Below are 14,980 nucleotides of genomic sequence, written 5' to 3'. Positions count from 1 at the left end.
GGGTTTCTTAGCTTGCTCCAAACCTACGTTGTTCGTTCGTGTTGGCGGCGCAGCCGCCAACACGAACGAACAACGTTCTTCGGGCGCGGCTTCGCTGCACCCGATCCCCCACCGATCTGTATCATTAGGATTACCATGCTCGACTTTACCAGCTACCTGCGCCCCCACGAGGTTGAGGCGGCGCTGCACGCCTTTGCCGCTGCCTATCCGCAACTCTGTACGCTCCAGTCCCTTGGCCAGAGCCACGAGGGTCGTCCTATCTGGTGCGCTACCCTGACCAATCAGGCCACTGGTGCCGATACGACCAAGCCCGCCTTTTGGCTCGATGCTAATCTCCATGCGACAGAAGTGACTGGCTGTATGGGGGCGTTGCATGCCATTCAGACCATTCTGCAACGCTATGGCCATGATCCCCGTGCCACCCAGTTGCTCGATCAGCGGGCCTTGTATATTGTGCCCTGCCTCAATCCTGATGGCATGGAACAGGCACTCACGTCGCCGGTCTATGTGCGCTCTGGAACGCGGCGCTACCCCTATACCGACGAGCGCGATGGCCTCTATCCCGCTGATATTGATGGTGATGGCCTGATCGTGGAGATGCGCGTGCCTGATCCCGATGGCGGCTGGAAGGTGAGCGAGCATGATCCGCGCCTGATGCGCCGCCGTGGCCCTGATGAGGTGGGCGGCACCTATTACCGCGTCTACAAAGAGGGGCTGATCCGCAACTATGATGGCCAGCAGGTCAAAATTGCCCCCCCCGCACAGGGTCTCGATTTTAACCGCAACTACCCCTACGTCTGGCAGCCCGAAGGCGAACAGCGTGGGGCCGGCCCCTACCCCGGCTCCGAGCCAGAGGTGCGCGCCGTCATTGCGTTTCTCACTAGCCACCTCAATGTGAGCTGTGCTATCGCCTACCACACCTTCTCTGGCGTGCTGTTGCGCCCGTATGCCGATAAAGCCGATGACCAGATGGCGATTGAAGACCTCTGGACCTACAAGGAGATTGGCGAGCGCGGCAAGCAACTCACCGGCTACCCCCACCTCTCCGTCTACCACGGCTTTCGCTACCACCCCCGCGAGATCATGAGTGGTGCCTTCGACGATTGGGCCTACCATCAACTTGGGATCTTTGCCTGGACCGTTGAACTCTGGGATATGATTGGCGAGGCGGGCATCAAGGAGCGCGATTTTATCGCTTGGTTGCGCGAGCATCCCGAAGAGGACGACCTGAAGCTGTTGCGCTGGAACGATGAACATTTGGAGGGCAAAGGTTTTGTGAACTGGCGGCCCTTTGAACACCCGCAACTCGGCCCAGTCGAGATCGGAGGCTGGATCGAACGGCGCACCTTTGGCAATCCACCCGAAAAGTTCTTGTTGAAAACACTGGAACCCAACACCGAGTTTGTCATCGCCCACGCGCTCATGACCCCGCGTCTCGAAGTGCGCGAACCGGAAGTGACCGCACTCGGCGGCGATCTCTACCGTGTCCGGGTACTGATTGCCAACAGTGGCTACCTCCCCACCTACGGCAGCAAACGGGCCCAAGCGGCCAAGGTGGTGCGCCCGATTGAAGTGCAACTCACCCTGCCCAACGAGGCCAGCCTCGTCACCGGCGAGCTACGCCAAGAGCTTGGCCAACTCGAAGGTCGCGCCAACAAACGCGCCCTCTGGGGAGCCAACTACCCCACCGACAACCTACGTCGCCTCGAATGGACACTACACGCCCCCCAGGGCGGATCGCTCACCATCTGCGCCCGAAGCCAGCGCGCCGGGCACGCTGAGGTGAGCATGGTGCTTGGGCGGTGAGAGGTAGAGATGCAGAGAATTGAACCACAGAGGCACAGAGAACACAGAGAGGAAGGAATGTAGCATGGTTGGCACTCCCTTCGTTCCAACCTCTGTGTCCTCGGTGCCTCTGTGGTTCAATCCTCGGTACCTCTTCACGTTGGTCTTAAAGCCATGCTTCCTGCCCAACGAGCCCAATCGAGACTTCACGCGTGAGGTGCTGGCGAAAGCGTTGAAGGTTGATATGGCCTAGGGCTAGGCCACGGGCAAAGATGGTCGTAGACTGCGTGCCAACGTTGCCTCCCATATCCATCACGAGCGGAATAAAGACCGCCGCCGCCAGCACTGCCGCCAACACCTCCTCAAAGCTATCGATCAGACCACCCACGGCCAAGCCGCCCATCAGCGTCACGAACAAGAAGACGATCCGTACCCGCACGGGGTACCAAATCGGCCCCTGCGTGAGCCGTTTGCTGTAGATCTCATCGCGGTTGCGCGTAACATCGCCCACACCAGCCTTCTGGTACATCGTCTCGGAGGTGTCGCGCTCGATCAGATCAAGCGCATCATCAAAGGTCACCGCCCCAACCAGACGCTCTTCGCTATCTACGACTGGAATGGCAGGTAAGCCGCTAAACTTGAGCATGCGGGCCGCATCCATCTCCGGTGCGGTAGCGCGGACAAAAAGGCCCGTCTCGGTCAAGCGCCTTCGACTTCTCAAGCAAGCGGAAGATTGCTACGCGCGCCCGCGGATCGAGCGCACTCAAGGCGTTCGCAAGCTCAATCATGGCCATATTGTTGGCAATGCTCTTGATCTCTTCGGGCGAGCGACGGGCGAACGGGGGGTTGGTTACTGTCCACATTGCACTACTCCGTTTCCAGGCGGCGAGGCCGCATAAAGCAAGTAACAACCGACATAAGCTTGGCAAGCATGCCCACGTGGGCCAACGGGCGATCAGTGATGGTTCGGGGCTTCAATGCCTGCTGCGGCGCATCATCGCGCAGGAAGTGGGGGCGTGTCCGCTGCTGCACCTGGCTATAGGTAGCGGTCAGGTTGCCGTTGGGGTCTCGTGTCCAGCACCTATGGGCTGGCGCGGGTGCTGCCGGTAAGGGCTCGCGACACGCAGATTGTCAGCGCAGCAGTGCGCCTATGACCCGATTGATCGTCGTCCATTACCGTCCCTTCTTCCCAATCCAAAACGCCCCTCGGCACAAGCCAGAGGGGCGCAATTGAGCATGAAACTCGCACGCCTCCCCCCTGGTTGAGCTTAAGCCCGCCCACAACGTAGCGAAGTTTCGCAGTCATGTTAGCAAACCCCTTAAGCCGAGGATTGCCGTCTACCCCTTAGCGTCTCTCGACGGTTCGGAGCAATGACCTGTGTTCGTGAGCGCGCCGCGCCTAACGAAGGAGCGTCGCAACAAATTGTTGAACCTTCGACATAATTAGCGTGTGAAGGAGTGTTTGTCAAGCCTCAATTTGGCGCAAGGTGGCCCACAGGTGGGCCACATCCTCTTGGCTGGTCGTTTCGGCACCGAGGCTCACCCGACACATCCAGCGCCCATCAAGCACCGCTGGGGTGAGCAGCGCAACACCTGAGTTGTTGATCTGTCCGATCCATGCGAGCGTGTGCCGATCCAGTTCCTCGCCCTCCAAACCAGGGGGTTCATGGCGGATACAGACGGTCTGCAGATGCACCGGGTTGAGCCGTACCCAGTTGGGGGTGGCATCCACCTGTGCAGCCAGCCACTGGGCAAGGGCGAGGTCGCGCCGTAAGCGTGTGCGGAGCGCTTCTGCCCCCTCTAGCCGCAACATAAACCAGAGCTTCAGCGCACGCATGCGCCGCCCCAGAGGAATACCCCAATCACGATAGTTGGTCACCGTGCCATCGGCGCTGGTCTGGAGATAGCTCGGATTGGTAGACATAACCCGCACAAGGTGTTGCGGATCGCGCACATAGTAGAGTGAGCAGTCAAAAACCACGCCGAGCCACTTGTGCGGATTGAGCACCAGGCTATCAGCCTGCTCGATGCCTTCCCACATCCAACGACATTCGGGCAGAATCATGGCCGAGCCGGCCATAGCCGCATCAACATGGAGCCAGAGGCCATGCTGGCGGCACAGAGCCGCAATCTCTGCCAATGGGTCTAGCGCCGTACTCACCGTGGTGCCGATGGTCGCAACCACGGCACAGGGGCGGTAGCCCTTGGCGAGATCGTTGGCTAGAGCCTCAGCAAGCAGGTCGGGGCGTAGGGCATAGGTTTCATCGGTCTCAATTGGGCGCAGATTGGCCCGTCCAAAGCCCGCCAAGAGTGCAGCCTTCTCCACAGAACTGTGGCTCTGGCCGGAGCAGTAGACCGTAAGGGGTAACTCTTCAGCCTGAAGGCCGCCACGGCTGGCAGCATAGCTGGTCAGCCGTTCACGGGCACAGATCAGCGCCACCAGCGTGGCGCTACTCGCCGTATCCTGGATGACGCCGTGCCAATTGGCGGAGAGGCCAAGCAAGTGGCGCATCCAGAGGCACATCTGCTCTTCCAGTTCGGTCAAAGCCGGACTAGCCTGCCAATTGAGGCCCAACTGCCCCAGGCCAGCACTCGCCAACTCACCCAACACCGATGCCAAGTTCGCATTGGCCGGAAAATAGCCAAAGAAGCGCGGATGCTGCCAATGGGAGAGGGCGGGCATCATGATGCGCTCAAGATCAGCCACAATGGCGGCAAAGGGCTCTGGCTGCTCCGGCGGTTCAGCGGGCAATTGTGCCCGCACACTACCCGGCTCCACCCGTGACCAGACCGGCAGCGAAGGGGTACGCTCACGGTAGGCAGCAATCCAATCTACCAATTCATGGGCCGCACGCCGAAAATCCTCTGGATGCATAGAAACTCCTCAAAAAAACATTGAAATAATATGAATCAACAACCCCACCAAGCCCGCAACAACCGTACCATTGATCCGAATAAACTGAAGATCACGTCCAAACTGAAGTTCAATCTTGCGTGTCACCTCAGCCGTCTCCCAATCGCGTATCGTCTGGGTCACAAAATCGCCAGCAACGCGGCCATAGCGCCCCACGATATAGCGGGTGAGGTCTTCGGTCCAGCCATCAACCCGTTCGCGCCAATCGGGATCACTTTCGAGTACATCACCGAGGTGGGCCAAACCGCGTGCAATCGAGATGCGCAGGGGCGAATTGGGTGTACTACTCTGCTGGAGCAGCCCCGTCTTCATGTCTTGCCACAGATTACCCGCCATATCGCGCAGAATCGGATGGTTCAACAACTCCTCTTTCAGCGCTTCGCCACGGTTACGCACCTCGGGATCATATTGCAGATTGACGATCCAGCGTTCAAGCGTTTGGGTAAACTGGGCATAGAGGGGATGATCAGGATTTTCACTCAACTCCGCAAGCAGTTTACGCACACCATCAAGCAGACGCTCATAGATCTTCTGGTCAACAATGCGCGGCATCCACGCGGGCAACTCGCCAGCAATGCGTTTACGAATGATCTCCTGATTATCCTCAATCCAATCGGTACCAACCCGCGCCAACTGGAGCAGCACATCACGCTGGCGTTGTTCAACCACCACCATGCCGAGCAGGCGTGCAATCATAGGGGTGGCAGGAATAGCATGAACGCGATCGTTGAGCGTACGCTGAAGCAAGGCTCCCACCTCATCATCATTGGCAACCCGCAGCAAGCCCACAAGGCTCTCAGCGGCGAGATCAGCCACCTGGGCGCTCCGTTCCGGGTGGCGCATCCAGCGTGCCACGCGGCCCGCAACATCCTGGTTACGCAAACGCTGCACAATCCGATCGGGATCAAGGAAATTGCGCTCAATAAAACGCCCAAAGCTCTCAGCAATCGGGTCTTTACGGCGCGGCACAATCGCAGTATGGGGAATCGGGATACCAAAAGGATGCCGGAAGAGGGCGGTCACAGCGAACCAATCGGCAATCGCACCAATCATTGCGGCCTCAGCAAAGGCCCGCACAAACCCAATCCAGGGGGCAACATCGCGGAAATAGGAAGTAACCACAAAGGTTATGGCCATAGCCACCAGCAAGCCGGTAGCAAAGTTTTGCATTTGGCGCAACTGACGCGCACGCTGAAGTTCATCCATAGGCTTCGTTTGGTTATCGTTTGGCACAACGCTACGGCTTGAGTATAGCACGCTGCGTCGTACCTAGTGCGGGGGGGGCTGTTGCTCTGATTATTCAACCGATATGCGACCTAATAAGGTGGTTTTGTGGTAAGATAGCGTCCGGTAACACCCTAGTTGGCATTGTTCAGGATGAGAGTAACCATAGCTGATCGGTTTGCTGGTGTATGGATCGTCGTTGTAAGCGTAGTTCTCTTTGTTCTATTCCGTGATTATGGCTTTGATGATCCCTATATTACGTATCGTTATGCTTTTAATCTAGCCGAGGGTCAAGGTTTTGTCTATAATCCTGGTGAGCAGGTATTGAGTACGACTGCGCCTTTGTACGCCATGATCCTTGCCTGTATGCATCTGATTGGCATCGAGATACCGCTCGCCAGCAACCTGCTCAGTGCATGCAGTATGGGATTTGGGGCATTAGCCCTCTATGCGCTCGCAAGGCTTGCTCAGAAGCATGTAGCAGCCATTGTTGCCATAATCCTCTATCCCTTAACACCATACTTGACTGCTACCTTTGGTGGTGAAATGCTTATGGTGATCGCTCTGGGCCTCTGGGCTATGGTTGCGCTCGCCATGAATCGCCCATACAGCGCTGGAGTTCTGGTAGCATGTGCAACCTTGATGCGTGCTGATGCGGCCCTTGCTGCCGCCTTGATCGGGCTTGTGTTCCTCTATCAACGCCAGTATGCGAGCTTCCTGCGCTTTAGCCTTGTCTATCTGTTGACGATTACCCCCTTTGTTGTGGCTGCTTGGCTCTATTTTGGTAGCCCAATTCCCGTTACACTTGGTACGAAACAGAGTCAGGCTGATATTTTCGGGAGTAGAAGTTTTTTTAGTGGTTTAGATGTTATCTTAAGTATTTTTATATATAATATTTTCTTTTTGCCGTTTTTAGTGTTTTTTCTATTTAGGCTACCGCATCTATTGCACCGATCTAACCTACTGCTTGTTGCTCTTGCTTGGGGCGTCCTGCATACCATTGCCTATTCGCTGTTGGGGGTTACCAACTATTTCTGGTATTATGTTCCTACGATTCTTGCGATCATTGTGGCAACTGCTCTTGGTGCGCAAGCACTCTATCAGGTTGTTGGTCAGCAATTTGGCAAGCGGATCACCCGCCCATTTCTGGCCAGTTTGGTACTCGCCCTATGCATAAGTCAAATAATGGGCCTTGCACAACGCACGGTAACACCAGATCTGCGCCTTGAAGCGTACCGCAATGTTGGTCTCTGGCTACAACAGCATACTGCCCCCGATGCGCGGGTTGCGATGCTTGAGGTAGGAATCATTGGTTTTTATAGTCAACGTTACATAATTGATTTTGCTGGTCTTATTCAACCTGATGTTGCAACCATTTTTGGGCCTGATTCTGGCTATCTTGAGGCCGCCCATTGGGCACTTGCTCACTATCGTCCAAACTATCTCGTTACGCAAGAGAGTGGTCTACCTGTGTTGCAGCATAACCCTGAGCTTATGTCGATCTGCAGCCAAGTTGCAGCCTTTCCTGAACCGCGCTTCCCTACACCTATGACTATTCATCGCTGTACTTGGTAGAAAGGTCAAGTATCTCCTGAACTCTCGCCGCAAGGTTTAGTGTAATGCCCACTGTCAGGCAATCTGCTGGATAAACTACTGATGGTATCCATATCAGGAGGAGTCTCTATGCGCTATCTTCGTTCCATGAGTGTCGTTACCTTGCTCCTAGCCTTTGTCGTGCTTACGTCGAGCGTACTCCAAGCTCGTGTGCCAGCGCAAGAGACTGCAGCGCAGCATACGATCTTTCTGCCGCTTGTCCAAGCACCAGCCGCCGTACCACTCTTTGGTATCGAGACGAACCTTGGCCGTCTGAGTCAATCTGCTGTGCGTGCCCGTGCAGCTGAACTTGGTGCCACGTGGGTGCGCATCAATGGCGTCCTCTGGCACCATGTCCAACCTGAAGCTCATGGCCCCTATGAATGGGATGTCTTGGCACGCCTGGATCGTGATCTTGCTGCAGCCCATGCAATGGGCATGATCCCTACTGTGATTATTCGTGGTGCGCCATCATGGGCAGCCGTTAATCCGGAATCATTCTGTTCAGCCGTGCGTGAAGATCGCTTTGCTGAGTATGCGGCCTTCCTCGAAGCCCTTGCCGCACGCTACCGTGATCGCGTGGTCTATTGGGAATTGGGGAATGAGCCAGATGTGGATCCGCGCTTGATTGCAGGCGATAGCCCCTATGGTTGCTGGGGGAATATTGATGACCCCTACTACGGCGGTGAACACTATGGCCGTATGCTCCAGATCGCTGCTCCAGCGCTACGCCGTGGTAACCCCAATGCGAAGATCATCTTTGGTGGCCTGCTCCTAAATTCACCACACACAACCAACCCCGAACGTGGTAGACCCGAACTCTTCCTCGAAGGGGCGCTGCAAGCTGGGGCCGCTCGTTCGTTTGATGTCCTTGGCTTCCATGGCTATTCGCTCTGGTCACCCGATGGACATATTGATCATGATCTCTCAACCGGTACACCTTGGGATGCACTTGGTGGGCGCACTCTTGGTAAGATTTCGTTCCTCCAAGAGATTATGCGGCGCCACAATCTGCGTCAACCTCTCTGGCTGAATGAGGGTGGTTTGGTTATGAACTGTAGTGTTGATACCAATCCGAATTGCTCATTGGACAATTTCTTGCCGACTCAGGCTGAACACCTTGTGCGAGTGATCGCTAGGACTGCCGGAAGTAATGTTGGAATGTATGCTTGGTATACCCTCCACGGACCCGGTTGGCGTGATGGCGCACTCCTCGATGGTACACAAACCCCCCGCCCCTCCTTCATTGCCTATAAGCATATGATCGCTACCACGAGCCCTTATCACCGCGTAGTACCCATGAACTATGGCTCTGAGATCGAGTCCTATCGCTTTGATCAAGGCCCAACCGTCGTTGATGTACTCTGGCGCCGTGAACACGGCACGAGCCAAGTACGGGGCCCCGAGGCGAGCTTTATTCGTGCTACTTCCGTTGATGGAAGCACTATTCCTGCTCAGTTTGTCGCCAATGAGTGGGTTGTGGACGTGGGCTTGAGTCCGATCTTTATTGAACGACGACCTTAATGAAAAGGGTGTGCGAGGGAATCTGGTTCCCTCGCGCTCCCTCTCTGTAATGAAGAATGGTTATGCGCTTCTGGCGCGATATTGTCGCGCTAGAAGCGCATGATGCTGAGAAGTTGTCTGAAAAGCTAGTTGGCATGCGTTGGAGTGCCGGCTTTAGCCGGCTGAAGCCGGCACTCCAACGTCAGTTCATGGACTTTTCAGACAGCCTCTGAGGACTACTGCTTGCTATGCCTCCTGCTTTCCACGTTATCGCTCGCGATCCTGTGTCACGCGCCCGCGCTGGGGTTGTGACGACTGCCCACGGCAGTGTGGCAACCCCGGTTTTTATGCCGGTAGGTACCCGTGGTACCGTGAAGAGCCTGACGCCCTCTGAACTCTCTGATCACGGTGCCCAAATTATTCTTGGCAACACCTACCACCTCTACCTCCAGCCTGGCCATGAGTTGCTTGCGCGCCGGGGTGGCCTGCACCGCTTTATGGGCTGGGATGGCCCGATCCTTACGGATAGCGGTGGCTTTCAGGTTTTTTCGCTGATCTATGGCGGAATCGCTGATGAACTGAAGGGCCGCCGCCCGCAACACGCCGAGCGTATGCCGGATATGGTGCGCGTTACTGAAGATGCGGTGATCTTTAAGAGCTACCTCGATGGCTCGCGCCACGTCTTTACGCCTGAACGCTCAATTCAGGTGCAACATGGCATCGGGGCCGATATTATGGTCTGCTTCGATGAGTTGCCCCCCTTTCGCGCTGGCTATGACTATACCGCCCAGAGTATGGAACGTACCCACCGCTGGGCTGCGCGCTGCCTCGCTGCTCACCACGAACGTGACCCCGCTACCTTGCCCAATCCCCACCAATTGCTCTTTGGGATTGTCCACGGGGGTGTTTTTCCTGAGTTGCGCCAGACCAGCGCCGAGGTAATCAGTACCATGGGCTTCGATGGCCTCTGCATCGGCGGCTCACTCGGTGCCGATAAGCCTCAGATGTATGCGGTGGTTGAGATGACTGTGCCCCATCTGCCTGATGGTCTTGCCCGTCACTTACTCGGCGTTGGCGATGTGGACGATCTGCTGGAAGGGGTTGCTCGCGGCATTGATATGTTCGATTGCGTGAGTCCGACCCGCCTTGGACGCCACGGTACCGCCCTCGTGCGCGATCCCGCCCGCCGCTGGAAGCTCAATGTGAGCAATGCGGCGCTGCGTGAAGATGATCGCCCACTTCAACCCGATTGCCCCTGCTATGCCTGCCGCCACTTTTCCCGTGCCTATATTCACTACCTCTACCGCGCCAAGGAGTTGCTCGGCATTCGCTTGGTGAGCCTGCACAATGTGGCTTTTTTGCTCAACCTCATGGCTGAGGTGCGTAACGCTATTGTTGAAGGGCGCTTTGCGGCATGCTACGCTGAGTGGCTTGGTAAGCCGTTGGAAGTCTATAGTCCTTCAGATAAAGAGTCGTAAAGGGGAGGGGTTCGGGGAGGGCGAAGCCCTCCCCGAAAACCCCTCTCACGATCCTAGAGGTTCCAGAAACATTATCTGAAAGACTATACCACCAACTCCGCCAGGCTCTCTGCGACATACGTGGGCTGATGTGGGGCTGTGGCGAGATCGGCGCGGCTGCTGTCGCCCGTTAGCACCAAGAGCGTGTCCATGCCAGCCGTAGCTCCCATAGCAATGTCGGTCATGAGCCGATCACCGACCATAAGGCAGGCTGTGGGTGGCAGTTGTAGCATGGTGCTGATGCTCTGGGCCATCATTGGTGAAGGTTTGCCTACATTGACTTCGCAGCGGACGTTGGTGCAAGCCTCAATTGCGGCGATGATCGCCGCTGCGTCGGGTTCGCCGCCGCCGGGTACCGGGCAGAAGCGATCCGGGTTGGTTGCAACCAGCCGCGCTCCGGCCCGAATGGCGTCAAAGGCGATCTGGAGCTTGCGGTAGCTGAAGGTGCGATCAAATGAGGCAACCACAAAGGCAATCTCGCCAGGACGCTCGCTCATCTGAAAGCCCGCTGCCTGTAGCTCGCCGATGAGCGGCGCTTCGCCACACACAAAGAGGGGCGCGCCCGGGGCATGGTTGCGTAACCATTCAACCATGACATATGATGAGTTGATCACTTCTTCTAGCTCGGCATGCAACCCTAGTCCCCGCAACTTGGCCACATACTGCGCGCGTGTGCGCGTTGGGTTGTTTGAGAGAAAGGCAATCCGCCGCCCCTCTGTCCGCAGTTGGGTCAATACCATAGCCGCCGCAGGGAGTAATTGGTCGCCTAGATAGATCGTTCCGTCAAGATCAAAGCTGTAGCCAGCATAGCGTGGAATGGGCATGGGTAAACGTCCTTAGAGGCTATCTGAACAGTCTATGGTTTGGCGTTGGAGTGCCGGCTTTAGCCGGCTAAAGCCGGCACTCCAGCGTGTGCCCTCCGGCTTTTCAGACAGCTTCTTACAAATAGCGTCCCAATACCGCGCCCAACACATGGAGCCCAATCGGCTTTGAGAGGTACTCACTTGCGCCTTCATGCAACGCCTCGCCTTCAGCATAGCGATCGGAAGAAATCATTACAAAGGGTACCGCCGAATGGGTACGCACCTCGCGCAAGAGATCAATGCCACTCATGCGCGGCATGCGTTGGTCACTTAAGACTAGATCAAACGGCATGTGCAAGAAATAGTCAAGCGCCTCACGCCCATCAGCCGCCTCGACCACCTCAAGCTCGGGCCGCAGGCGCTGCAATGCGCGCACAAAGTAGCTGCGTACCTCCGCCTCATCGTCTACTAATAGCACTCGCATAGCATGTATATACTCCATTGAAGCCTACCTTAGCGTACCATTGTAGATTGTAGATTGTAGATTGTAGATTGTGGATTGTGGATTGTAGCTGGCCGAACATGGCGTCCCAATGAGCTTTGAGCAGTAGCGTTATGGATTGGGATCAATCTAAACGTAGCTCTGTGTGTTAATTTGCAAGGAGAAAGGAATCTCTATGACCCCACTGCGTCCACGTCTCGGCGTGATCACCAGTGGCTCGCTGATTGAAGGTCTCACCGCACGTCTGGAAGCGCGTGAGAGCGTTGAGGATATGCGTGTTGGTAAGTTTGTGGTGATCCGTGGTGAGAAGCATGAGTTCTTCTCCATGGTGACCGATGTTGTGCTTGAGGCTACGAGCCAGAAGGTGCTGCTTGATCCGCCTTCTAGCGATGCCTTTCTCCACGAGGTCTTGGCTGGCACCGCGACCTACGGCACCCTTGAGCTCATGCCGCGCCTCATGCTGCCCACCGACCTGAGCCAAGAGATGCTGCCGGTCAAGACTATCCCGCGCCACTTTTCGCCGGTCTTTGAGGCCCATGAGGAGGATTTCATTCGTGTGTTTGGCAGTGAAGAAGAAGGAGCATTCGAGATTGGCCAGCCCCTCGATATGTCCGTTCCGGTCTGCCTCAAGCTGAACCGCCTGATTGAACGCTCGAACGGTATCTTTGGCAAGAGTGGTACCGGCAAGAGTTTTCTTACCCGCCTGCTGCTCTGCGGCGCTATTCAAGCAAACGTGGCGAGTAACCTCATTTTTGATATGCATAGTGAGTATGGTTGGGGCGCACCCTCTGAAGGTGGTGGTTTCGTCAAGGGTCTGCGCCAGATCTTCGGGAGCGAGGTGCTGGTCTATACGATTGACCCCCGCTCCTCGCGCCATCGCCAGCACGATGGCCAGTTGGTGATTGGTCTTGACCAGATTGAGGTGGAAGATGTGATTGCGATTGAACAGGAGTTGAATCTGAGTAGTACCGCCACCGAATCTTCCTACCTGCTCTATGATCGCTTTAAGGAGCGTTGGCTGCGTGAGTTGCTCGATATGGATAGCGAAGGCATTGCGGCCTTTGCCGAGACGTCGGGCGCCCATGCGGGCGCGATTAGCGCCCTCAAGCGCAAGTTGGCCCGCATTGCCCGCCTCAATTTTGTGGTTGACAAGGCCGATTTCTCCGCCGTGGATCGCCTGATTGAGGCTCTGGCCGCCGGACGGCATGTGATCCTTGAATTTGGCGAACATGATAGCGCCCTGATCTATATCCTCGTTGCCAATATCATCACCCGCCGCATCCATCGCCGTTGGGTTGATCAGACCAACGCCGCGATTCAGTCGCAAAACAATGCCGACCGTCCACATCCTCTCATGATTACGATTGAAGAGGCCCATAAGTTTCTGAATACCCAAACTGCCCGCCAAACCATCTTTGGTACGATTGCCCGCGAGCTGCGGAAGTATAGTGTGACCCTGTTGGTGGTTGATCAGCGCCCCTCTTCGATTGACCACGAGGTGATGAGTCAGTTGGGCACACGCATCACGGCGCTGCTCAACGACGACCGCGATATTGATGCGGTCTTTACTGGGGTGAGTGGGAGCAGTGGGCTCAAGGCCGTGCTTGCTTCACTTGATAGCAAGCAGCAGGCCCTCGTGTTGGGCCACGCTGTACCAATGCCCGTAGTGGTACGCACGCGCCCCTACGATGAGGCTTTTTATGCTGCGATGGAGCAGACGCAACGCAAGCGTGGGGCGGCGTTTCCAACGCCTCAAGCGGGTGTGGATGAGCTCTTTCCTGATTGAGAATGGAGATCGAATATGTCCAAGATTCCCTGGACACGCGAGCTTGATAGTGGGCTACGCATGCGCGCTGTTGGTGGGCTTGAAGATATTGAGCGCGTCGCTGCCTTCGATGCGCTCATTCACGGTGCGGGCAGTGAATCCACATGGCGCACATGGATGCGTGACCACCCTCAGATCCAACCGACCGATTGGCTCTTGGTTGAAGAACAGGACACAGGCCGCATTGTGGCTTCGCTCTGCCTGCTGCCCTGGCGCATCCATTATGCCGGGATTGAACTGCGCTCCGCCGAGCAGGGCGTGGTTGGTACGCTCCCCGAATACCGTGGGCGCAAGCTGCAACATATGCTCAACCTTCGCTTCGCCGAGTTGGTACAGGCTGGTGACTTCGATCTGAGCCACATCCAGGGTATTCCCTACTTCTACCGCCAGTTTGGCTATGAGTATGCGTTACCCCTAGAAGCATGGTGGCGCTTGGAGTTGCACATGGCCCCTTCACCCCCGCCAGCCTTGGGTTTTCACTGCCGCCTTGCCAACCTCAGCGACCTACCGGCCCTCGTGCAGTTCTACGATCAGGCCGCTGCCGCCCTTGATGTGGCCGCGCTGCGCGATGAGGCGCTCTGGCGCTATCTGCTTGGCCCGGCGCTGCATACCGAGACCGCAGCCGAAACGTGGGTAGTCGGTGATGCCGATGGCCATAGTGTGGGCTATTTCCGCATTGCTTACCAGGGCTTCGGTCAGGGCTTAATTGTCGCCGAGGTCTCCCTGCTCAAGCCCGAAGCGGCGCTCGTGGCCCTTGCCCACATTCGCCAAGTTGCTATCGAGCGACAGAAGCCTTTTGTACGGCTCAATCTTCCCAGCGACACCTCAATGGTCACGGTGGCCCGCAGTTTGGGTGCCCACGACGGAGCGAGCTACGGTTGGCAAATCCGCCTGCCCAACCCACTGGCTCTGCTCCGCAAACTAGCGCCTGTCTTCAACCAACGGCTGGCTGGCAGCATCTATGCCCAACTCACCCGCGAGGTGGTGTTTGATTTCTATCGCCACGCTTGCCGCCTCAGCTTTACCTCTGGGCAACTCAACGAGGTCACGCCGATCCCGCCGGGTAGCGCCCCCGCCGATCTCACCCTGCCACCGCAACTCTTTGCGCCGCTACTCTTCGGTCACCGCAGTCTGAACGACATGAGCCCAATGTATCCCGACGCATCCACCTCGGACAGCGCCCGACCACTGCTGGAAGTCCTCTTTCCCAAGCTGCGCGGGTGGCTCTATATGCCTTACTAGAGTTGGTTCGTAACCAAGTTACGCTTGTTGCCGCTGCCGCGGCGGGGGTGCGGGGGCATGACCCAGGGGCTG

The 14,980-nt window shown here is 56.7% G+C and carries 13 protein-coding genes and 1 riboswitch; of the genes, 7 read left to right on the top strand and 6 right to left on the bottom strand.

The annotated features are described in order from the left end of the window. Positions 1–12: 12 nt before the first annotated feature. The gene (locus CJ255_RS03780; protein ID WP_245863165.1) at positions 13–1,806 is read left to right on the top strand and encodes a M14 family metallopeptidase; all 1,794 of its coding nucleotides are present in this window, start codon (positions 13–15) and stop codon (positions 1,804–1,806) included. 145 nt (positions 1,807–1,951) lie between these two features. Here the strand turns inward: CJ255_RS03780 and CJ255_RS03775 are convergent, their stop codons facing one another. The 4 genes from CJ255_RS03775 to CJ255_RS03760 form a co-directional block, all read right to left on the bottom strand. Further along, the gene (locus CJ255_RS03775) at positions 1,952–2,431 is read right to left on the bottom strand and encodes a magnesium transporter (protein WP_217352395.1); all 480 of its coding nucleotides are present in this window, start codon (positions 2,429–2,431) and stop codon (positions 1,952–1,954) included. Then, on the bottom strand, positions 2,418–2,648 hold the full coding sequence (locus CJ255_RS22450; protein WP_124681801.1) for a hypothetical protein: 231 nt from the start codon (positions 2,646–2,648) through the stop codon (positions 2,418–2,420). Before CJ255_RS22450 ends, CJ255_RS03775 begins: the two co-directional genes overlap by 14 nt. Positions 2,649–3,033: 385 nt before the next feature. Beyond that, a riboswitch (M-box (ykoK) riboswitch) is annotated at positions 3,034–3,199 on the bottom strand. A gap of 51 nt (positions 3,200–3,250) precedes the next feature. Next, entirely contained in the window at positions 3,251–4,660 is a 1,410-nt protein-coding gene (locus CJ255_RS03765) for a pyridoxal phosphate-dependent decarboxylase family protein (protein WP_097642760.1), read from the bottom strand. Between the two features lie 9 nt (positions 4,661–4,669). Then, positions 4,670–5,905 carry a DUF445 domain-containing protein gene (locus CJ255_RS03760; RefSeq protein WP_097642759.1) on the bottom strand — a complete coding sequence of 412 codons (1,236 nt, stop codon included), beginning with the start codon at positions 5,903–5,905 and terminating at the stop codon, positions 4,670–4,672. 171 nt (positions 5,906–6,076) lie between these two features. Here CJ255_RS03760 and CJ255_RS03755 point away from each other — a divergent pair, with 171 nt between their 5' ends. The 4 genes from CJ255_RS03755 to tgt all read left to right on the top strand — a co-directional run bounded on the left by CJ255_RS03755 (position 6,077) and on the right by tgt (position 10,497). Then, positions 6,077–7,498: a DUF8728 domain-containing protein gene (locus CJ255_RS03755; protein WP_097642758.1), complete on the top strand. Its 1,422-nt coding sequence runs from the start codon at positions 6,077–6,079 to the stop codon at positions 7,496–7,498. A 108-nt stretch (positions 7,499–7,606) separates the two neighbouring features. After that, positions 7,607–9,040: a glycoside hydrolase 5 family protein gene (locus CJ255_RS03750; protein WP_097642757.1), complete on the top strand. Its 1,434-nt coding sequence runs from the start codon at positions 7,607–7,609 to the stop codon at positions 9,038–9,040. Between the two features lie 62 nt (positions 9,041–9,102). Continuing rightward, the gene (locus tag CJ255_RS23320) at positions 9,103–9,252 is read left to right on the top strand and encodes a hypothetical protein (protein WP_165774554.1); all 150 of its coding nucleotides are present in this window, start codon (positions 9,103–9,105) and stop codon (positions 9,250–9,252) included. A gap of 15 nt (positions 9,253–9,267) precedes the next feature. Continuing rightward, positions 9,268–10,497, top strand: a complete 1,230-nt coding sequence (gene tgt, locus CJ255_RS03745; RefSeq protein ID WP_097642756.1) for a tRNA guanosine(34) transglycosylase Tgt — start codon at positions 9,268–9,270, stop codon at positions 10,495–10,497. Between the two features lie 83 nt (positions 10,498–10,580). Here the strand turns inward: tgt and CJ255_RS03740 are convergent, their stop codons facing one another. Both CJ255_RS03740 and CJ255_RS03735 read right to left on the bottom strand, forming a co-directional pair. Further along, a complete protein-coding gene (locus CJ255_RS03740; protein ID WP_097642755.1) occupies positions 10,581–11,360 on the bottom strand; it encodes an HAD-IIA family hydrolase in 780 nt (259 codons plus the stop codon). A gap of 115 nt (positions 11,361–11,475) precedes the next feature. Next, a complete protein-coding gene (locus CJ255_RS03735) occupies positions 11,476–11,823 on the bottom strand; it encodes a response regulator transcription factor (RefSeq protein WP_165774553.1) in 348 nt (115 codons plus the stop codon). A gap of 193 nt (positions 11,824–12,016) precedes the next feature. Between CJ255_RS03735 and CJ255_RS03730 the strand changes: the two genes are divergently transcribed. Together CJ255_RS03730 and CJ255_RS03725 are read left to right on the top strand one after the other, a co-directional pair. Beyond that, positions 12,017–13,627 carry a helicase HerA domain-containing protein gene (locus tag CJ255_RS03730; RefSeq protein WP_097642753.1) on the top strand — a complete coding sequence of 537 codons (1,611 nt, stop codon included), beginning with the start codon at positions 12,017–12,019 and terminating at the stop codon, positions 13,625–13,627. Between the two features lie 15 nt (positions 13,628–13,642). Then, on the top strand, positions 13,643–14,908 hold the full coding sequence (locus CJ255_RS03725; RefSeq protein ID WP_097642752.1) for a GNAT family N-acetyltransferase: 1,266 nt from the start codon (positions 13,643–13,645) through the stop codon (positions 14,906–14,908). Positions 14,909–14,980: the final 72 nt, after the last annotated feature.

The sequence above is a fragment of the Candidatus Viridilinea mediisalina genome, from assembly GCF_002532535.1.
Classification (GTDB): Bacteria; Chloroflexota; Chloroflexia; order Chloroflexales; family Chloroflexaceae; genus Viridilinea; species Viridilinea mediisalina.
Note: the sequence above shows the minus strand (reverse complement) of the source record. Positions and strands in the feature narration are given on the sequence as shown.